The organism is Burkholderia sp. AW33-5, assembly GCF_053427615.1.
On record NZ_JBSAXA010000017.1, the window covers coordinates 88,092 to 108,425 of the forward strand.

The 20,334-nt window shown below is 68.7% G+C and carries 16 protein-coding genes; 5 read left to right on the plus strand and 11 right to left on the minus strand.

Going from position 1 to position 20,334, the window contains the following annotated elements:
* Positions 1 to 47: 47 nt before the first annotated feature.
* The 4 genes from tal to ACV22V_RS23930 form a co-directional block, all read right to left on the minus strand.
* Positions 48 to 1,001: a transaldolase gene (gene tal, locus ACV22V_RS23915; protein WP_059689424.1), complete on the minus strand. Its 954-nt coding sequence runs from the start codon at positions 999 to 1,001 to the stop codon at positions 48 to 50.
* A gap of 168 nt (positions 1,002 to 1,169) precedes the next feature.
* Entirely contained in the window at positions 1,170 to 2,381 is a 1,212-nt protein-coding gene (locus ACV22V_RS23920; protein ID WP_059703444.1) for a benzoate/H(+) symporter BenE family transporter, read from the minus strand.
* A 56-nt stretch (positions 2,382 to 2,437) separates the two neighbouring features.
* On the minus strand, positions 2,438 to 3,613 hold the full coding sequence (locus ACV22V_RS23925; protein ID WP_448015723.1) for a vWA domain-containing protein: 1,176 nt from the start codon (positions 3,611 to 3,613) through the stop codon (positions 2,438 to 2,440).
* A 21-nt stretch (positions 3,614 to 3,634) separates the two neighbouring features.
* Entirely contained in the window at positions 3,635 to 4,477 is an 843-nt protein-coding gene (locus ACV22V_RS23930) for an AAA family ATPase (protein WP_448015724.1), read from the minus strand.
* A 244-nt stretch (positions 4,478 to 4,721) separates the two neighbouring features.
* Here ACV22V_RS23930 and ACV22V_RS23935 point away from each other — a divergent pair, with 244 nt between their 5' ends.
* Both ACV22V_RS23935 and ACV22V_RS23940 read left to right on the plus strand, forming a co-directional pair.
* On the plus strand, positions 4,722 to 5,081 hold the full coding sequence (locus ACV22V_RS23935) for a c-type cytochrome (protein ID WP_011885616.1): 360 nt from the start codon (positions 4,722 to 4,724) through the stop codon (positions 5,079 to 5,081).
* 40 nt (positions 5,082 to 5,121) lie between these two features.
* Positions 5,122 to 5,481, plus strand: a complete 360-nt coding sequence (locus tag ACV22V_RS23940; RefSeq protein WP_011885615.1) for a c-type cytochrome — start codon at positions 5,122 to 5,124, stop codon at positions 5,479 to 5,481.
* A gap of 72 nt (positions 5,482 to 5,553) precedes the next feature.
* On the opposite strand, the gene ACV22V_RS23945 is transcribed toward ACV22V_RS23940, so the two are convergent.
* Positions 5,554 to 6,021 carry a DUF1841 family protein gene (locus ACV22V_RS23945; protein ID WP_373557189.1) on the minus strand — a complete coding sequence of 156 codons (468 nt, stop codon included), beginning with the start codon at positions 6,019 to 6,021 and terminating at the stop codon, positions 5,554 to 5,556.
* A gap of 202 nt (positions 6,022 to 6,223) precedes the next feature.
* Between ACV22V_RS23945 and ACV22V_RS23950 the strand changes: the two genes are divergently transcribed.
* Positions 6,224 to 7,153, plus strand: coding sequence for a DMT family transporter (locus ACV22V_RS23950; protein WP_448015725.1), 930 nt, complete (start codon positions 6,224 to 6,226; stop codon positions 7,151 to 7,153).
* Between the two features lie 109 nt (positions 7,154 to 7,262).
* Here ACV22V_RS23950 and nth read toward each other — a convergent pair whose 3' ends face one another.
* Together nth and rsxB are read right to left on the minus strand one after the other, a co-directional pair.
* Positions 7,263 to 7,907, minus strand: a complete 645-nt coding sequence (nth, locus tag ACV22V_RS23955; protein WP_006754450.1) for an endonuclease III — start codon at positions 7,905 to 7,907, stop codon at positions 7,263 to 7,265.
* Positions 7,904 to 8,899, minus strand: a complete 996-nt coding sequence (rsxB, locus tag ACV22V_RS23960) for an electron transport complex subunit RsxB (RefSeq protein WP_059820621.1) — start codon at positions 8,897 to 8,899, stop codon at positions 7,904 to 7,906. The genes nth and rsxB overlap by 4 nt, the downstream gene beginning before the upstream one ends.
* Before the next feature lie 156 nt (positions 8,900 to 9,055).
* Here rsxB and ACV22V_RS23965 point away from each other — a divergent pair, with 156 nt between their 5' ends.
* Positions 9,056 to 9,688: a TetR family transcriptional regulator gene (locus ACV22V_RS23965; protein WP_059527327.1), complete on the plus strand. Its 633-nt coding sequence runs from the start codon at positions 9,056 to 9,058 to the stop codon at positions 9,686 to 9,688.
* A gap of 81 nt (positions 9,689 to 9,769) precedes the next feature.
* Here the strand turns inward: ACV22V_RS23965 and ACV22V_RS23970 are convergent, their stop codons facing one another.
* Together ACV22V_RS23970 and ACV22V_RS23975 are read right to left on the minus strand one after the other, a co-directional pair.
* A complete protein-coding gene (locus ACV22V_RS23970; protein ID WP_223960139.1) occupies positions 9,770 to 11,257 on the minus strand; it encodes a polyhydroxyalkanoate depolymerase in 1,488 nt (495 codons plus the stop codon).
* A gap of 211 nt (positions 11,258 to 11,468) precedes the next feature.
* Entirely contained in the window at positions 11,469 to 13,298 is a 1,830-nt protein-coding gene (locus ACV22V_RS23975) for a glycoside hydrolase family 15 protein (RefSeq protein WP_059527320.1), read from the minus strand.
* A 165-nt stretch (positions 13,299 to 13,463) separates the two neighbouring features.
* On the opposite strand from ACV22V_RS23975, the gene ACV22V_RS23980 reads away from it, so the two are divergent.
* Positions 13,464 to 14,711 carry a lactonase family protein gene (locus ACV22V_RS23980; protein WP_448015726.1) on the plus strand — a complete coding sequence of 416 codons (1,248 nt, stop codon included), beginning with the start codon at positions 13,464 to 13,466 and terminating at the stop codon, positions 14,709 to 14,711.
* Positions 14,712 to 14,812: 101 nt separating this feature from the next.
* On the opposite strand, the gene ACV22V_RS23985 is transcribed toward ACV22V_RS23980, so the two are convergent.
* Together ACV22V_RS23985 and ACV22V_RS23990 are read right to left on the minus strand one after the other, a co-directional pair.
* Complete coding sequence (locus ACV22V_RS23985; RefSeq protein WP_448015727.1) at positions 14,813 to 19,588, minus strand: DNA translocase FtsK; 4,776 nt, start codon at positions 19,586 to 19,588, stop codon at positions 14,813 to 14,815.
* 180 nt (positions 19,589 to 19,768) lie between these two features.
* A complete protein-coding gene (locus tag ACV22V_RS23990; protein ID WP_059527312.1) occupies positions 19,769 to 20,314 on the minus strand; it encodes an META domain-containing protein in 546 nt (181 codons plus the stop codon).
* Between the last annotated feature and the right edge of the window lie 20 nt (positions 20,315 to 20,334).

The following is a 20,334-nucleotide window of genomic DNA, read 5'->3' on the forward strand; positions in this document are numbered from 1 at the left end:
TCAGGCTTGCTGACAGTTCAACTGACAGCCGTCACGCGCAACGCGGTTCAGCGCAGCGCATCGATCAGCTTCTCGAGCTTCACCGCGTCGGCGGCGAACACGCGGATGCCCTCGGCCAGTTTTTCCGTTGCCATCGCTTCGTCGTTCAACTGGAAGCGGAACGATGCCTCGTCGATGGCGACGCGCTCGGTCGGCTTGTCCAGCAGCGCGTCCGGCGACAGCTTGCGTGCCACCGTGTCGTTGCTGTCCTGCAGCTTCTGCAGCAAATCGGGGCTGATCGTCAGCAGGTCGCAGCCCGCGAGCTCGGTGATCTGGCTCGTCGTGCGGAAGCTCGCGCCCATCACTTCGGTGTTGTAGCCGAACGTCTTGTAGTACGTGTAGATGCGTCGCACCGACTGCACGCCCGGATCGTTCGCACCGCCGTTTTTCGCTTCATCCCAGTCGGCGCCGGCCTGCTTCTTGTACCAGTCGTAGATGCGGCCGACGAACGGCGAAATCAGTTGCGCGCCGGCTTCCGCGCATGCGGCGGCCTGGACCAGCGAGAAAAGCAGGGTCATGTTGCACTTGATCCCTTCCTTCTGCAGCACCTCGGCCGCGCGAATGCCTTCCCACGTCGACGCGAGCTTGATCAGGATGCGTTCGCGGCCGATGCCGGCGGCTTCGTACAGCTTGATGAGCTCGCGGCCCTTGTCGATCGAACGCTGCGTGTCGAACGACAGGCGTGCATCGACCTCGGTCGACACGCGGCCCGGGATCAGTTTCAGGATCTCGGTGCCGAATGCGATCAGCAGGCGGTCGATGATGAAATCGGTGCTTTCGTCGCGGTGATCGCGGACGGTTTTCTCGAGGATCGGCTTGTATGCGTCCTTCTGGACGGCCTTCAGGATCAGCGATGGGTTCGTGGTCGCGTCCTGCGGCTTGTATTGCGCAAGCTGCTGGAAATCGCCCGTGTCGGCGACGACGGTCGTGTACTGCTTCAGCTGGTCGAGTGCGGTAGTCATGGCGATTCGGGAGGAGGGCGCAAGGCGCCGGGGTTCTCACGGGCCGCGCGAGCGCGGCAGCGAAGCGAGGCGGCGCCGGGCGCCGCCTCCGGTCCACTATTCTAGGCCCGAATCGCGTCGCGCACGTTTCGGCGTGCCGTTTGCGGTGCGGGCCCGCGCCATGCGGCGCTATGCGGGGCGCCGCGCGTTCAGGATCACCTGCGTGACGATCCCCGCGACGAGCCCCCAGAACGCCGAGCCGATCGACAGCAGCGTGAGGCCCGACGCGGTGACCATGAACGTGACGAGCGCGGCTTCGCGCTGCTTCACGTCCTGCATCGCGTTCGCGAGCCCGCTCATGATCGAGCCGAACAGCGCGAGCGCGGCGACCGACACGACGAGCGCCTTCGGCAGCGCCGCGAACAGCGCGGCGATGGTTGCGCCGAAGATCCCGGCGATCAGGTAGAACGTGCCGCACCACACGGCGGCCGTGTAGCGCTTCGCGTGATCCTCGTGCGCTTCGGGGCCCGTGCAGATCGCGGCGGTGATCGCCGCGAGGTTCACGCCGTGCGAGCCGAACGGCGCGAGCAGCAGCGATGCGAGGCCGGTGGTCGCGATCAGCGGCGACGACGGCGTCGAATAGCCGTCCGCGCGCAGCACCGCGATGCCCGGCACGTTCTGCGACGCCATCGCGACCACGAACAGCGGAATGCCGATGCTGACGATCGATGCGATCGAGAACGCGGGCATCGTGAACACGGGCTGCGCGAGCGCGATGTGGAAGCGGCTGAAGTCGAGCAGGCCGAGGCCGCCGGCCACGGCGGTGCCGACGATCAGCGTCGTGACGATCGCGTAGCGCGGCGCGAGCCGCTTGACGATCAGGTAGGTGAAGAACATCGCGAGCACGAGCGCGGTCTGGAACTGCGCGGCGCGGAAGATCTCGATGCCGATCTCGAACAGGATGCCCGCGAGCAAGGCGGCCGCGATGCCGGCCGGAATGCGCCGCATCAGCGTGTCGAACAGCCCGCTCAGGCCGATCGCGGTCAGCAACAGCGCGCACACGACGAACGCGCCGATCGCCTCGGCGTAGGGCACGCCGGGCAGCGACGCGATCAGCAGCGCGGCGCCGGGCGTCGACCAGGCGACCACGACGGGCGCGCGAAAGCGCAGCGACAGGCCGATCGTCGTCAGCGCCATGCCGATCGACAGCGCCCAGATCCATGACGAGATCTGCGCGTCGGTCAGGTGCGCGGCGCGGCCGGCCTGGAACATCAGCACGAGCGAGCTCGTGTAGCCCGTCATCATCGCGACGAAGCCGGCGACGAGCGTCGAGACGGACGTATCGGCGAAAAAGCGGCGGCCGCCGGCGCGGCCAGCGCTCGCGGTGGGCGAAGGGTTCATGCTATCTCCGGGGGAGGCCGCCTGGACGCGGCCTTCGTGTCTACAGGGCGGGTTCGTTATTTGCTGAGTGCGCGCATCGCGGTTTCGAGGCCCGCGAGCGTGAGCGGATACATGCGTTGACCGAGCAGATCGCGGATCACCGCGACCGATTGCCGGTACTCCCATAGCCGCTCGGGCTCGGGGTTCAGCCAGGCATGGTGGGGGAACTGGTCCGCGAGGCGGCGCAGCCAGACGGCGCCGGCCTCCGGGTTGTTGTATTCGACCGAGCCGCCGGACTGCAGCACCTCGTACGGGCTCATCGTCGCGTCGCCGACGAAGATCAGCTTGTAATCGGGCGTGAACTTGTGCAGCACGTCCCACGTCGCGGTGCGCTCCGAGTGGCGGCGGCGGTTGTTCTTCCACAGGTGGTCGTACACGCAGTTGTGGAAGTAGTAGAACTCCAGGTGCTTGAATTCGGCCTTCGCGGCCGAGAACAGCTCTTCGGTGCGCTTGATGTGATCGTCCATCGAGCCGCCGACGTCGAGCAGCATCAGCACCTTCACGTTGTTGTGGCGCTCGGGCACCATCCGCAAGTCGAGCCAGCCGGCGTTCGCGGCCGTGCTGCGGATCGTGCCGGGCAGGTCGAGTTCCTCGGCCGCGCCTTCGCGCGCGAAGCGGCGCAGGCGCCGCAACGCGACCTTGATGTTGCGCGTGCCGATCTCGACCGAATCGTCGTAGTCTCGGTAGGCGCGCGCCTCCCACACCTTGACCGCGGTGCGGTTGCCGTTCGACGGGCCGCCGATGCGCACGCCTTCGGGGTTGTAGCCGCCGTGCCCGAACGGCGACGTGCCGCCGGTGCCGATCCACTTGTTGCCGCCTTCGTGGCGTTCCTTCTGCTCGTCGAGCAGTTCCTTCAGGCGCTCCATCAGCTTGTCGAGGCCGCCCATCGCTTCGATCTGCGCCTTTTCCTCCGGCGACAGCTCGCGCTCGAGACGCTTCTCGAGCCAGTCGAGCGGAATGTCGAACGCTTCGGACGGCAACGCGGACACGCCATGGAAATACGCGCCGAACGCCTGGTCGAACTTGTCGAAGTACTGCTCGTCCTTGACGAGCGTCATTCGTGCGAGGAAGTAGAACGCGTCGATCGACGGCGAGATCAGCCCGGCCTTCAGCGATTCGAGCAGCGTCAGGTATTCCTTCACCGAGACGGGCAGCTTGGCTGCGCGCAGCGCGTAGAAGAAATTGAGCAGCATGGCCGGGCCTTCGCGGGTGGGTTACCGGTTGTGCCGGTTCATGTAGACGAGCCGCTCGAGCAGGCTCAGATCCTGCTCGTTCTTCAGCAGCGCGCCCGCGAGCGGCGGCACGATCTGCTTCGCGTCGGCGCCGCGCAGCGCGTCGGCCGGGATGTTCTCGGCGAGCAGCAGCTTCAGCCAGTCGAGCAGTTCGGACGTCGACGGCTTCTTCTTCAGCCCCGACACGGCGCGCAACTCGAAGAAGCTCTCGAGCGCCGCGCGCAGCAGCTCCTCGCGGATGTGCGGGAAGTGGACCGCGACGATCTGCTGCATCGTCGACGGATCGGGAAACTGGATGTAGTGGAAGAAGCAGCGGCGCAGGAACGCGTCGGGCAGTTCCTTCTCGTTGTTCGACGTGATGATCACGAGCGGGCGGTGCTTCGCGCGTACCGTCTCGCGCGTCTCGTACACGTGAAATTCCATCCGGTCGAGCTCGCGCAGCAGGTCGTTCGGGAATTCGATGTCGGCCTTGTCGATCTCGTCGATCAGCAGCACGCTCGGCTGCTCGGCGTCGAACGCCTGCCACAGCACGCCCTTCACGATGTAGTTCGAGATGTCCTTCACGCGCTCGTCGCCGAGCTGCGAGTCGCGCAGCCGCGATACCGCGTCGTATTCGTACAGGCCCTGCTGCGCCTTCGTCGTCGACTTGATGTGCCACTGCAACAGCGGCATGTCGAGCGCGGCCGCCACTTCCTCGGCGAGCATGGTCTTGCCGGTGCCTGGCTCGCCCTTGATCAGCAGCGGCCGTTGCAGCGTCAGCGCGGCGTTGACCGCGAGCTTCAGGTCGTCGGTGGCGACGTAGTGCGAGGATCCTTCGAAACGCATGGCGGCGCTCTTTCCTGGTCGCAAAAAAACCCAGTATAAGTCAGAAGGGCTGTCCGGTTGGCCCGGGGCCGCGTATCGTTGCGGGGCTGCGGCGGGGCGGGCCGGGGCGCCGTATGGACGCATTCCCCGCCGACGCGGTACAATCTGGCCGTTTTTTTTGGCCTGCGTGGCGACCGACAAGCAAAACGGCGCGGGCCGTTGCCGCTTCGGCGCCAGTTTCCCCTCAAGCTAGGTTACAAGAGCTATGAACAAATTCGTCGGCAAACACGTCGTTGTCGCAGCGCTCGTGGCGCTCGCGGGCAGCGCGCAGGCGGCCGGTGTGGTCGGCAACCCGAAGGACGGGGCGAGCAAGGCCGCCATGTGCATCGGTTGCCACGGCATCCAGGATTACCGCGCGGCGTACCCGGAGGTCTACCGGGTGCCGGTCCTCGGCGGCCAGAACCAGCAATACCTCGAGAACGCGCTGAAGGCCTACCGCAAGAAGGATCGTCACTTCCCGTCGATGAACGCGATCGCCGGTTCGCTGACGGACCAGGACATCGCGGATCTGGCGGCCTACTACGCCGCCCAGAAGGCCGACACGAAGGACAATCCCTACAAGTAAAGCGCGCGCCGCCGATCTGACCGGCGGGACAGGAGCATTCATGAACAACGCATTCAAGACGGCGGCGGTTGCACTGGCGGCCGGCCTCGCGATCGGTACCGCGCATGCGGCGGACACCACGAAGGGCAAGGAGCTGGTCGAGTCGCACAACTGCGCGGCCTGCCACGGCGCGCAGCTGAACAAGCCGATCAACGCGGAGTATCCGCGCCTCGCGGGCCAGCACGCCGACTACCTCGTGTGGGCGATGCGCCAGTACCAGATGGGGCTGACGAACCCGCTGCTCGGTCGCAACAACGCGATCATGCAGGCGCAGGTGCAGAACCTGTCGGTCAGCGACATGAAGGACATCGCGGCCTACATCGAGTCGCTGAAAGAGACCGATCTCGTCTTCAAGAAGTAAGCGCGCCGGACCTTGCCGGTCCGTGCAGCCAGCATACCCCGCCGCGGCGGGGTATTTTTTTGTCCGCGGCGCTCAGTCGCGCGACGCGCGGCGCAGGATGCGCTGCAGATACGCGTCGGTATCGGGCGGCGTGCCGGTGCGCTGCGCTTCCCAGATCGTCTCGCCGAGGCATTCCATGATCATGTGCTGCGCCTCGTGGGTCGAATCGAGCTTCGCGGCCAGCTTGTCGTGCGCGGCGCGGATGCCGGGCGGCTGATCGATCGACAATTGCTCGCTGATCGCGAGGTGCATCGACAGGTGCAGGAACGGGTTCGTGCGGCCTTCCTCGGGCGTGTAGTTGCGCGCGGCGGCGCTGTCGGCGTCCGCGAGGTCGTCGTGGTATTCGGGATGCTCGACGATCCAGTCGGCCGCCATCGCTTCCAGCGGCGTCAGGATCTCGCCGGCGCGCTGCTTGCGCCAGGTCTCGGTGAAAAAGCGACGGACTTCGTCGCGACTCGGATTGAACATGGTGGGGACGCGTCGTGATTCGGGCGGCGTCATGCCGCGTCGCGCATTGTACGCCGGGTCGGCGCACGGCGCTGGCGGCGGGCAGCGGGCGCACCGTGGCGTGGCGCGGCGACGTCGATCCGCGTCGGCCGGCGCGGGCTGCGGCGCGGCGCAACAGGTAAGCGAGGGCTAGGCTGCCGGCCAGCGGGCCGCTACACTCCGACGATTCCCGTCGTCGCACTTGCCCACTTACATCATGTCCGCCACCGCCCGCTCATCGTCCGCCGCGCTGCAGGGCGCGCTCTACGTCGCGCTGTCCGCCGCCGCATTCGGCGCGATGGCGATCTTCGGCCGCTATGCGTATGCGGCCGGCGTCGACGTGCTCGGGCTGCTGATCGTGCGCTTCGCGATCGGCGGCGCGGTCCTGGCCGCGATCGCCCGGCACCGCCGCGTCGCATGGCCGCGCGGCCGCGCGCTCGCGCCGCTCGTGGCGATGGGTGCACTTGGCTACGTCGGGCAGTCGTTTTGCTATTTCAGCGCGCTCCAGCATGCGCAGGCGAGCCTCGTCGCGCTGCTGCTGTACCTGTATCCGGCCTTCGTCACGCTGTTGGCCGCGTGGTGGCTCGGCGAGCGCCTCACGCGCGCGAAGGCGGTCGCGCTCGTGCTCTGTGTCGCGGGCTCCGCGCTGATGGTCGGCGGCGGCCACGGCGAGCCGCTCGGCATCGCACTCGCGCTGGCCGCCGCAGTGATCTATTCGCTGTACATCGTCGGCGGCACGAAGGCGACGCGCGGCGTCGATCCGCTCGCGACCACCGCGATCATCTGCCTGTCAGCGACCGCGACGCTCGTCGCGATCGCGATCGTGCGTATCGCGGCGTTCGGCGCGCCGCCGCGCTGGCCGGCGACGGCCGCCGGCTGGGCGTCGATGCTCGCGATCGCGCTGGTGTCGACGGTCGCCGCGATGCTCGCGTTCTTCGCCGGGCTCGAGCGGCTGGGGGCTGCGCGCACGTCGATGCTGTCGACGCTCGAGCCGGTCGTGACGGTCGCGCTCGCGGCGCTGCTGTTCGGCGAGGCGCTGTCGCCGTTGCAGTGGGCCGGCGGCGTCGCGATCCTCGCGGCCGTGCTGGCGCTCGTGCGCGCGGGCGGCGCGGCGGCCGACGACGCGACGGCGACGTCCAACGCATAAGCAGCGGAAACGGGGAAAGTCGTGGGCGCCGCACCGGCGCTTGCGGGTCGCGCCGCGCGCCGCGCACGGCCAGGCCGGCCGCGTGAGGCGCGTCGGCCGCGGCCGGCGCTCACTCGTTCGGCGGTGGTGTCTTCGGCCGGAATTCGCACAGCGGCTCGATCGCGCAGTGCCAGCATTCGGGCTTGCGGGCCTTGCACACGTAGCGACCGTGCAGGATCAGCCAGTGATGCGCGTCCTGCAGGAATTCCTTCGGCGTGAACTTCTCGAGCGCGGCCTCGACGGCCCGTACGTCCTTGCCCGGCGCGAGCCCCGTGCGGTTCGCGACGCGGAAGATATGCGTGTCGACCGCGATCGTCGGCTGCCCGAACGCGGTGTTCAGCACGACGTTCGCGGTCTTGCGACCGACGCCCGGCAGGCTCTCGAGCGCTTCGCGATCGGCCGGCACCTCGCCGTCGTAGCGCTCGAGCAGGATGTTGCACGCCGCGATCACGTTCTTCGCCTTGGTGCGGTACAGGCCGATCGTCTTGATGTAGTCGGCGACGCCTTCTTCACCGAGCGCGACGATTTGTCGCGGGGTGTTCGCGACCGGGAACATCTTGCGCATCGCTTTGTTGACCGACACGTCGGTCGCCTGCGCGGACAGCATCACCGCGATCAGCAACTCGAACGGCGTCGTGTATTCGAGCTCGGTGGTCGGATGCGGATTGAGGCTCTGCAGCGTTTCGTAGATCGCGCGTCGTTTGGTGGCGTTCATGGACGGTTCTTGTCGGGCGGCGCGGCCGGGTCGCTTTGGTCGTCGTTGTTCGGAACGTCGCGGTCGTCGCGGGCAGCCGCAGCCTCGGCGTCGCGCTGCGCCTGCTGTTCGGCGAGCCGCTTGCGGCGGGCTTCGGCCGCGTCGATCTGCGCCTGCACGGCCGCGCTCACGCCTTCGGTGTTCTTCGGCGCGGCGCCTTGTTCGGACAGTTCTTCCTTCTTCTTGCGGGCGCGTTCGAGCGCGGCGGCGATGATCGCGCGTTTCTTCGCGTCGGCGTCGTCGGCCGGGGCGGCGCCCGGTGTGCCAGCCGGCGCCGCGGCCGGCGCCGCCTTGGCCGCACCGGCACTGGCCGCGCGGCGGGCGGCGGCGCGCGCTTCGGCGGCCTCGCGTTCGCGGCGCTGGCGGGCGAGCCGGCGGTCGTGGCGTTCGCGCGCGGCGTCCGCCTGTTCCTGCGACCACGCGTCCCAGCCCGTGCGCTCGTCGGTCACGGGGACCATCGCGATGCAGTCGACCGGGCAAGGCGGCACGCACAGGTCGCAGCCCGTGCACAGCGATTCGACGATCGTGTGCATCTGTTTCGGTGCGCCGATGATCGCGTCGACCGGGCATGCCTGCATGCACAGCGTGCAGCCGATGCACAGGCTTTCGTCGATGAACGCGACGGCGCGCGGATGCTCGGTGCCGTTGACGGGGTTCAGCGGGATCACCGGCTTGCCGAGCAGGCGCGCGAGGCGCGCGATGCCTTCGGCGCCGCCGGGCGGGCACTGGTTGTAGTTCGCGTCGCCGGCGGCGATCGCGTCGGCGTACGGACGGCAGCCGTCATAGCCGCACTTCGTGCATTGCGTCTGGGGAAGCAGATCTTCGATGCGATCCGCGAGGGTCTTGGAATCGGTCACGGTGACAACGGGCGCAGCAGCGCCGAATGGCTCTCGGCCGCGTCTGGCGCGGCCGGAAAGGTTTGCCAAACCTCGATTATCGCCGATTTCCCGCATTGCGCTGGACGCTGTCTGTGCGCATAATCGAACCGCTTTTTTGCAGGGGCTCAGCAGGAGGGCGGCCGCACGCGGCGCGCTCGTTCCAGGGCAGCCGGCGCCGAGGCGGTGGGGGTGCCGGTCCGGATCACGCGGCTCACATAGCAAAACGCCACCATGAATCAGCCAAAAATCAAAAGAGATCCTGAAGGTACCCGCCGCCGCATCCTGATGGCGGCAGCCGAAGAGTTCGCGAGTGGAGGGCTGTTCGGCGCGCGCGTCGACCAGATCGCGCGCCGGGCCGAAACCAACGAGCGCATGCTCTATTACTATTTCGGCAGCAAGGAGCAGCTGTTTACGGCCGTGCTCGAACATGCGTTCTCCGCGCTGACCGAGGCCGAGCGCGTGCTCGATCTCGACGGCGTCGCGCCCGTCGAGGCCGTCACGCGGCTCGCGCACTTCGTGTGGGATTACTACCGCGATCATCCGGAGCTGCTGCGGCTCATCAACAACGAGAACCTGCACGAAGCGCGCTACCTGCACAAGTCGACGCGAATCCGCGAGATGATGTCGCCGATCGTCGCGAAGCTCGGCAACGTGCTGATGCGCGGCCAGAAGGCCGGGCTGTTCCGCAGCGACGTCGATCCGCTGCGCTTCTACGTGACGCTGTCGGGGCTCGGCTACTACATCGTGTCGAACCGTTTCACGCTCGCCGCGACACTCGGCCGCGACTTCAGCCAAGCCGACGAGCGCGCGGAGATGGTCAGGATGAACACCGAGGTGCTGCTCGCGTATCTGTTGCGCCGATGAGCGGCCCGCCCGTGGCCGCCGGATAAAAAAACGCCGCCGTGCGCAAGCAACGGCGGCGTTTTTGCGTCGGAACGCGGTGGGTCAGGCGGCCTTGCGCGCGCGAACGGTTTTGGCGCGCGTGGCGCCCGCGCGTTTCGCGGCCGGTGCGGCCTTCGCGGTTGCCGTCTTGGCGGGCGCAACCGTCACGGCCGGCGCCTTCGCGCGCGCGCGCTTCGCGGCAGTCGCTCGCGCCGTCGCTTCGGGCTGCGGCTTGACGGCCTGCACGGCGGCGAGCGTCGTCGCGGCCGGTGCTTCGGCGGGCGCCTTGGTCGCGCCGTTCTTCGGTTCCGGCGCATGCTCGCGGATGAAATCGCGCAGCTGCGGGTAGATGATCGTGCGCCAGCGGCGGCCCGAGAAGATCCCGTAGTGACCGCATTTCTCGGCGGTCAGGCTGCGGCGATCGTCCTGCGGGATGCCCGTGCACAGCTCGTGCGCGACGTGCGTCTGGCCGCTGCCCGAGATGTCGTCGAGTTCGCCTTCGATCGTCATCAGCGCGGTGTGCTTGATGTCCTGCGGACGCACGCGCTCGCCTTCGACATCCCAGGTGCCTTCCGCGAGCCGGAATTCCTGGAACACGACGCGGATCGTCTCGAGATAGTACTCGGCGGCCATGTCGAGCACCGCGTTGTACTCGTCGTAGAAGCGGCGGTGCGCCTCGGCGTCGTCCTCGTCGCCGCGCAGCAGGCTCTGGTAGAAGTCCCAGTGCGATTGCGCGTGACGTTCCGGATTCATCGCGACGAAGCCCGTGTGCTGCAGGAAGCCCGGATACACGTGGCGGCCTTCGCCCGGATAGTTCGCGGGCACCGTGTGGATCACGTTGTTCTCGAACCACGCGGTCGAGTGCTGCGTCGCGAGCGAGTTCACCGACGTCGGGCTGCGGCGCGCGTCGATCGGGCCGCCCATCATCGTCATCGTGAGCGGCGTGTCCTCGCCGCGGCTCGCCATCAGCGAGATCGCCGCGAGCACCGGCACGGTCGGCTGGCACACGGAAATCACGTGCAGGTTGCGCGCGCCGATGTGGCGGATGAATTCCTGGATGTACGCGATGTAGTCGTGCAGGTGGAACGGGCCGACCTCGACCGGCACCATCCGCGCGTCGATCCAGTCGGTGATGTACACCTTGTGATCCTGCAGCAGCGTGCGCACGGTGTCGCGCAGCAGCGTCGAGTGGTGGCCCGACAGCGGCGCGCAGACCAGCACGACCGGCTCGTCCTTCAACTGCGTGACGGCATCGGCGTCGTCCGAATAGCGTTTGAAGCGCAGCAGCCGGCAGAACGGCTTCTCGACGATCGTCTGCTCGACGATCGGGATGTTGTGGCCGTCCTTGACGATCTGATGAATGTTGAATTCGGGCTTCTCGTAATCCTTGCCGAGCCGGTACATCAGCTCGTACGCGGCGGCCATCCGCGTCGCGCCGGGCATCAGCGAGAACGGGCTGGACGGGTTGGCGAACGACTTGGATGCGGCCTGGGCCCAGGCCGTGAGCGGGCTCAACATCGCCCGCTGGAATTCGTGCAGTTGGTAAAGCATGCAGACTACTCCCGCGTGGGGGACGGTGCGCAAGGGCGGCGTGGGGCGTCGCGGCGTGCCGTGTGGGTCAGCGACCGGCCATGGTGCAGTGCGGCCGGACAATCGAATCGATCATATCGGACAACGATGGGTGTTGCAATGCAACATTTCCCCGATTTTTCATCAAACTTTTGTGAATTGACGATCTCTGAAGAAGCCGCTCCGGCCCCGGTCAGCGCCCGGTCGCCACGGCCGGCGCCGGCTGGCCGGCCGCGCGCGCCATGGCGTCCTCGTGGTGCATCAGGTTCATTGCAGTATGCACCAGCGCCACGTGCGAGAACGCCTGCGGGAAGTTGCCGACGAGCCGGCCCTCGACCGGGTCGTATTCCTCGGCGAGCAGCCCGAGGTCGTTGGACAGCGCGAGCAGCCGGCTGAAGAGCCGGTGCGCGTCGTCGATCCGGCCGAGCAGCGCGTAGTTGTCGACCAGCCAGAAACTGCACGCGAGAAACGTGCCTTCGCCGGGCGGCAGGCCGTCGTCGTACTCCGTCGTTCGGTAGCGCATCACGAGGCCGTCGTGCAGCAATTCCCGCTCGATCGCGTCGACCGTGCCGACGATGCGCGGGTCTTCCGGCGGCAGGAAGCCGAGGAGCGGCATCAGCAGCACGCTCGCGTCGAGCTCGTCGCTGCCGTAGCTCTGCGCAAACGCCCGTTTGCCTTCATGCCATGCGTTGTCGCAGACGTCGGCGTGGATCCGGTCGCGCAGCGCGCGCCAGCGGTCGAGCGACGCGGGCAGCCGGAACATTTCCGCCGACTTGATCGCGCGGTCGAACGCGACCCACGCCATCACCTTCGAGAACGTGAAATGGCGGCGGCCGCCGCGCGTTTCCCAGATCCCCTCGTCGGGTTCCTGCCAGATCTTCTCGAGATGATCGAGCAGCGAACACTGGACGGACCACACCGTGTCGTCGGCCTGCAGGCCGCCCACGCGCGCGAGGTGCAGCGCGGCCATCACTTCGCCGAACACGTCGAGCTGGAGCTGGTTCGCGGCGCCGTTGCCGACGCGCACCGGTTTCGAATCCTGGTAGCCGGGCAGCCAGTCGAGCTCCATTTCCGGCAGCCGGCGCTCGCCCGCGATCCCGTACATGATCTGGATTTGCTCGGGCGAGCCGGCCATCACGCGGCCGAGCCACGTGCGCCAGGCGCGCGCCTCGTCGTAGTAGCCGCCGCGCATCAGCGCGAGCAGCGTGATCGTCGCGTCGCGCAGCCAGCAGTAGCGGTAGTCCCAGTTGCGGTTGCCGCCGATCTTCTCGGGCAGCGACGTGGTGGGCGCCGCGACGATCCCGCCGGTTGGCTCGTACGCGAGCGCCTTCAGCGTGATCAGCGAGCGGCGCACGGCGGCCGCGTAGCGACCCTGCACCTGGCAGCGGCCCGACCATTCGAGCCAGTAGTTCTCGGTGCGGGCGAGCATCGACAGCGGATCGCGCGCAGGCGGCAGCCGCAGGTGCGACGCCGCGTAGCTGAGCGAAAACGGCACGCGTTCATCGGCGCTCACCGTGAATTCCGCGAGCGTATGGAGGTTCTTGCCGGTGAGCGGCACCGGCGTGCGCAGCACGACGGTATCGGGGCCGGCGATCGCCTTCATGCCGTCCTCGCGGGTCAGTTGCGTGACCCACGGGATCGAGAAACCGTAGTCGAAGCGCAACACCAGTTCCATGCGCATCTTCATCGTGCCGTGGCGGCCGACGACGATCCGCACCAGTTCGGACCAGCCGTTGCCGGGCGGCATGAAGTCGATCACGGTGACGGCGCCGTCGGCGCTTTCATAGTCGGTCTCGAGGATCAGCGTGTCGCCGCGATAGCGGCGCGTCGTGTGCGTGATCGCGGCGTCGTCGGCCGGTGCGAGCAGCCAGCGGCCGTGCTCGGGCGTGCCGACCAGCGCCGCGAAACAGGCGCCCGAATCGAAGCGGGGCCAGCACAGCCAGTCGACGGAGCCGTCTTTCGAGATCAGCGCGGCGGTGTGGCCGTCGCCGACGAGGGCGTAGTCTTCGATCAGGGCGGGCATGGGCAAGCGGTCCTTGGGTATTCGAGTTCACTATGCAGGCGGAGGCGCCCTGGCTTCACGTGCCGGCGTCGCGCCCCGTATACTCGGCCGGGCGGCGGAGCGCATGAACGGCCGGCGTTTCGTCCTATCTCAACACTTGAAGCGACTCGATGCAAGGAGGATTCAATGCCCAGCCGTTTACGCGAGCGTGACGCACGCGCTTCGACACGAGGGTTCCCGCTTAGGCTCGCTCACTGGATGAAAGGTTTCGCGATCGTGCTGTCCTTGTCCGCGACCCATGCCTTCGCTCAACAATCGCCGGCACCGGCCGACGGCGTCTACAACCTGCTCGTCGGCACCTATACGGGGCGCGGCAGCGACGGGATCTACGTTTACCGCTTCGATACGAAAACGGGCAGTGTCGCACCCGTGTCGTCGGCGAAGACCGTGAATCCGTCCTACCTGTTGCCGAGCCGCGACGGTCGCACCGTCTACGCGGTCAACGAACTGCCCGGCGACAACGGCCCGGCGACGCAGCGCGGCGGCGTCAGCGCGTTCGGCTTCGATCCGAAGACGGGTGCGCTCACGTTCCTCGACCGCGTGTCGTCCGAAGGGAACGATCCTTGCTATCTCGCGCTGTCGCCGGACGGCAAGTACCTCGTCACGGCCAACTACTCGGTCGCGGCCGATCCGGGCGGCAGCTTCGCCGTGTTCCCGGTCCGCGACGGCGGTGCGGTCGGCCCGGCCGCGCTGACGGTGCATCACGAAGGCACGGGGCCCGTGAAGGGGCGCCAGGACGGCGCGCACGTGCACTCGACGGTGTTCTCGCCCGACGGCCGTTACCTGTTCGTGCAGGACCTCGGCGCGGACAAGATCTACGGCTACCGCTACACGGTCGACGGCAGCCGCGGGCTGATCAGCCCGACCGACACGCGCTACACGCCGGTGAAGGCCGGCTCCGGCCCGCGTCACATGGTGTTCGGCGCCGACGGCCGGTTCGCGTACGTGACGAGCGAGCTCAACGCGGCGGTCGAAGTGTTCGGCCACCACGACGGCAAGCTGACGCCGGTCGAGTCGCTGCCGATGACGGTGCCGGGCTTCAAGGGCAAGGTGGGCGGCGGCGCGATCCACCTGTCGCCGGACGGCCGCTTCCTGTACGCGAGCAACCGTGGCGACGTGAACGAAATCGTGATCTACGCGGTGAACAAGGCCGACGGCCGGCTGAAGACCGTCGGGCGCCAGTCGAGCCTCGGCAAGACGCCGCGCGAATTCCTGATCGATCCGACCGGCAAGTGGCTGATCGTCGGCAACCAGGACAGCGACACGTTCTACGTATTCAGTCGCGACGTCGAAACAGGGCAGCTCGGCCCGAATCCGCAGAAGGTGGCGCTCGGCAGCCCGGTCGATTTCAAGCTGGTGCCGGTGGCGCAGTAAATGGAGAAAGGGCGCTGCCTCGGCAGTGCCCTTTTTTTCGTTCGGCGGCCGCTTGCGCGGGGCGCCCGTATCGGTCGTCGTCGGCCGCGCGGCCGCCGTGCTCAGTCGGCCGCGGCCGGCACGAGCACCTCGCGGCTGCCGTTGATGCCCATCGGCGACACGAGCCCGGCTGCCTCCATCTGCTCGACGAGGCGCGCGGCGCGGTTGTAGCCGATGCGCAACTGGCGCTGCACCGACGAGATCGACGCGCGCCGCGTGCGCACGACGAACGCGACCGCTTCGTCGTACAGCGGATCGGCTTCCGCATCCGGCGCGTCGCCGAACAGGTCCTGCGTCGCGCCGTCGGCGGCCGGGCCATCGAGAATCCCTTCCTCGTACTGCGGCTCGCCGAACTGCTTCAGGTATTCGACGATCCGGTGTACTTCCTCGTCCGCGACGAACGCGCCGTGCACGCGCTGCGGGTAGCCCGTGCCCGGCGGCAGGAACAGCATGTCGCCCTGGCCGAGCAGCGATTCGGCGCCCATCTGATCGAGGATCGTGCGCGAGTCGATCTTCGACGACACCTGGAACGCGACGCGCGTCGGGATGTTCGCCTTGATGAGGCCGGTGATCACGTCGACCGACGGGCGCTGCGTCGCGAGGATCAGGTGGATGCCGGCCGCGCGCGCCTTCTGCGCGAGACGGGCGATCAGCTCCTCGATCTTCTTGCCGGCGACCATCATCAGGTCGGCCAGCTCGTCGATCACGACGACGATCAGCGGCAGCTTCGACAGCGGCTCGGGATCGTCGGGCGTCAGCGAGAACGGGTTGCCGATCTTCTTTTCCTTCGCCTCCGCGTCGCGGATCTTCTGGTTGAAGCCCGCGAGGTTGCGCACGCCGACGGCCGACATCAGGCGGTAGCGCTTCTCCATTTCGCCGACGCACCAGTTCAGCGCATTCGCCGCGAGCTTCATGTCGGTGACGACCGGCGCCAGCAGGTGCGGGATGCCTTCGTAGACCGACAGCTCGAGCATCTTCGGGTCGATCATGATGAGCCGCACGTCCTCGGGCGTCGCCTTGTACAGCAGCGACAGGATCATCGCGTTGATCGCGACCGACTTGCCCGAACCCGTCGTGCCGGCGACCAGCATGTGCGGCGCCTTCGCGAGATCGGTGACGACCGGGTGGCCGGTGATGTCCTTGCCCATCGCGATCGTCAGCTGCGATGCCGAATGCTGGTACTGGCGCGATTCGAGGATTTCCGACAGGCGGATCATCTGGCGTTTCGCGTTCGGCAGCTCGAGGCCCATGCAGGTCTTGCCGGGAATCGTCTCGACGACGCGGATCGACGTGAGGCCGAGGCCGCGCGACAGGTCCTTCATCAGGCCGACGATCTGGCTGCCGCGCACGCCGAGCGCGGGTTCGATCTCGAAGCGCGTGATCACCGGACCCGCCGATGCGCCGACCACGGTCACCGGCACCTTGAACTCCTGCAGGCGCTGCTCGATGACCTGGGCGGTCTGCGCGAGGTGTTCCTCGGTGATCGTTTCGATATCGTCGGAGGCGGGCTCGAGCAGGTCGAGCGTCGGCAGTTCGACGTTGAACGACGCGGGTGCGTGGAATTCGAACGCGTTCGGGCGCGGCTGGCGCGCGGGTTCGGCCGATGCGTCCGGGGGCGGGGCGCTCGATTCCGCCGGTGCCGGCGGCACGGGGGGCTCGGATAGCGTCGTGTCCGGCGGCGGTGCAGTCGTGACGGCCGGGATGGCGATGCCGGTGGCCGCGGGCATTGCGCTCGTGCCGGGCATGGACCAGCTCGCCGATGCAGCAGCGGGGGCCGGCGGAGCGGTGAACGACTGGGCCTGCGGCGCCGGTGCGGACGCGACGGGTTGTGCCGGTGTCGCCGTGTCGATGGTTCCGCCCGGTGTGGAGAAGGTCGGCATTGCCGACACAGACGCGGTCGCGGAAGTCGTGGGTGCGGCCGATGCCGTCGCGGGGGCGGTCGTGGCGAAGGAGGCCGGCGCGCCACCCGTCGCTGCAGGCACGCCGCCGAACGCGGCGGGTGCAGCGGCAACGATCGTGCTCGTCGGGGCGAGCGTGCCAGAAGACGGTGCCGGGGTGACCGCAGCGGCGGCGGCAGGCGCGATGCCGGGTGCCGCCTGCGCTGCTCCGGGCGGCGTGGCCTGCGTGCCGGTCGACCAAGCGTCAGGCGTGCGGTTCGCCGGTGTTGCCGAAGGCGTCGCCGATGCGGTCGACGTTGCGGTAAATGCGCTGCCGGACGGGGCGCCAGACGCGACGTCAGGCGACACCTGCGTGCTTTGCGCCGAATGCGATCCGGTTGCGCTGAAGGACGTGCCGGTCGATGCGGGTGCGGTCTCGGCCGGCTGCAATGTGGCCGGACCGGAAGCACTCGTTGCGGGCGTCGGGGCAGACGCCGCCACGGTTGCGGACGGCTGCGCGGCGGGCAGGACGGCGGCACCGGTCGAAGGCGTGTGGGCGGGTGCCGTCGGTGCGGGCGTCGGCGTGACCGTGGCCGATGCCGCAGCCGGCACGTGACCGCTGGAACCGTGTGCGGCCCCCGTGGCGCCCATCGTCGCGGACGGCTCGGCCGATACAACGGGCGCCGCCGATGCGGAGGGTTGTGACGGCGACCAGGAGGTCGTGCCCGTCATGCCGGAGAACGAATGCGTCGCGGCGGCCGGCGTGCTGTTCGACGTGTTCGTCGGCGCGGGTGCCAGGGCAGCAGAGCCCGGCGTGGTCTCGACGCGCGACGACGCGGAAGTCGCCGGAATCGTCTGCGCAGCAGAGGAGGGTTCCGCGGACAACGGCTTCGACCACGACGCAGACGCAGGTTCCGCCATCGCGGAGATCGACGCCGCCGATGCGGGTGGCATGGCGGATTGCGTGCCGGCAGGCGACGGTGCGGTTTCTCCAGCGTGCTTTGCTGCTGCATGCCAGGCCGTTCCCGTCACGGCGCCGGCTGGTGCGGTGATCGACGTGTCCGAGTCCGCCGGCGTCGCTGCCGCAACGGGCATGGCATCGGCAAGCGGCCACGTCGGCGTTGCCGCGATCGACGAAGCGGGGAGGGGAGTGGTCGGCGCGACCTGCTGGACAGGCTTCACGACGTCCTGAATCGAGTGCGTGTCCAGTTTCGTATCGACCGATACGGTGGTATCGGCCGGCGGCGTGGATCGCGACTGGACCTGACCGACCGTCCCTGCGGCCGTTGCCGCGTCCTTCGCGTCGGCGATGCGGCCCATGCCGCTTGCCATCGACGTGACGGTGGCCGCATGCGAACCGACAGCCTCGCTCGTCGCGCCCGACTCATCCGCATCGGACAGCGGCGCGGCAATCGGGCTTTCACGCGATGCGTCGAGTCTGGAAACCGGCGGGCTGACGATGTCTTCCCACGGTGCGAAGTCGATCGGCGAATCGAATGCCGGCGCGGCGGGAGCATTGGCGTCATGCCGATGCTCGCCTTCCGCATGACGCGTCGGTGCATCGGTCTCGACGCCGCGATCCGGTGTGGCATGCCGTGCAGTTTCGCCGACGGCCGGAATGCTCGTGCCAACATCGACAACGGGCATGCGCGTGCTCGGCTCGGCCGGCATGAATGCATCCAGCACGATCGGTGCGTCGTCGTATGCCGGCGTGGCTTCGTGCATGTCCGGAAGGCCTGCGTCTTGGGGCGCGGCCTGAAGCGCGCCCGCAACGACCCCGGCGGGTACGGCCGTCGATGCCGATGCCGATGCCGATGCCGACGCCGCGCCGCTCGCTGCCGCCGCAACCGCGGCGGCCGTCGCCGGCGCCGCACCGGGCGCCCGCACGTCGTCGAGCGTCGCCCATTGCGCGGTGCTGGCCTCGATCGAGCGCAGCGTGTCGTGAACGCTCGGCGCCGGCGTGATCGGCTCCGCGGGCTGCTGCACCCATGCGTAGAGCGGCGCGCGCGCGGGGACCGGCGGCGCGGGGCGGCGCCGTGCGGCATCCGGCGACTGGCCGGCGGCGCCCGCTACTGGGCGCGCGGGCGTACGCGGCGGCGTCACGCCGGCCGGCCGCGGCGTGACCGCGGCGCGCGGCGCGGCCGGCTGCTTCATTGCGGCTGCGGCCGGGCGCGCGGTGGTCGGTTGCGGCCGAACGGGCTCGAACCCGGCCGGAAGCGGGGCCGGATTCGGGCGCGGCACCTGTGCATTCGCTGCGGCTCGCGCGAGGCTGGCGGTGCTGCCGGTCGTCGGCGGCGGCATGGCGCTCGTCGTGCCCGCTGCGGGTGGCGGGGGCATGCGATGGGCCGACGTCGGCTTCAGCCAGCCCGACGGCGCGACGGGCTCCGCGAGCGGACGCGGCGCTGCGTTGCCGCGCGGCTTCGGCCGGGCCTGCGGATCGGGTTTCCACAACGTCGGGCGCGAATAGCGGCCGTTCTGCCGCGGCGCCATCGAGTTGACGGTGTGTGCGGTGGTCGGCTGCACGATGTCGTCGTCGCGATGCAGCGCGCTGCGCGGCAGGTCGGCGACGCCGCGCACGTCGTCGTCGTCGACGTCGCGCGCGAGTTTGACGCCGAACGACGTGTCGACCCACGCGGCGAACTGCCGCCAGCCGATGCCGGTCAGCCACGGCAGGCCGGCGAAGAACAGCACGACCATCGCGACCGGCGTACCGATCGGGCCGAGCACATGCGCGAAGCCGTTCGAGAGCGCGTGGCCGAGCGCATTCGTGTCGGGGCCCGACAGCGGGCTCGTCAGCGCGCAGCTCGCGACGAACACGGCTGCGAAGCCGAGCCACAGGCGAATCGAGCCGCGGCCGGCGAGTCCGCCGCCGCCGGGCAGCATCGCCTGAACGAGACGCCAGATGAGAAGGAGGAACCAGACGGCGGAGATGCCGAACCAGCCGAAGACAACCGTGTGCATGCTTTGATGAAACAGGAAGAGGGCGGGGAGCGCGGTGCGCGACCCGCCGAGTTTAACCGGCCGGCGAACAGGACTCTAAGGCGGCATGAAGGCGTCGACGCGCTTCCAGGCCGCGGGACGCGTGCGTCCGGGATTCGCGCGTGGCGAAGGCGGCCGGTCGGCCTTCGCCCGCGCGCTGCATCAGGGGCTCCGGCGCGTGAAGGTCAGCGTCGCGCCGGCTTCGGTCACGATCTGCAATTGCTGCGGCTCGCGCATCTGCACGCCGGTCTTCTCGATGTGCGCGAGCGCATCGAGGTACGCGTGTTCGAGCTGGCCGCCGAGTGCGTTCGGGCATGCCATGCGCGTGCCGGCCAGCGGCCCGAAGCTCAGCAGACCGTTCTTGAGCGCGTAGGTGCCCATGTAGCGGTTGCAGCCGGAAAAGCCGCTGGCGCGCCGGACGCCCGATTCGGTGGACAGCGCGAGCTTGATCGGCTCGCCGTTGTCGCCGTGCGGAATCGTGCGCGGCGTGCCGTCGGCGTTCACCCAGCTCGTGAGCTCCCAGCTCGTGTCGTCGAGCAGCTGGACGGCGGCGGGGTTGTACGGGTCGGGTGCGGGGGCGGCGGAATCGGGGTGGGTCGGCATCGCGCAGGCGGCGAGAAGCGTGGCAAGCGTCAACGCGCAGAGCGGCGCGCGCAGCGGGCGAAGCAGGCCGGTGCGTGCGCGTGCGGCGGCGGACAGGTGGGACATGAGCCTCGTTCCTCATCGGA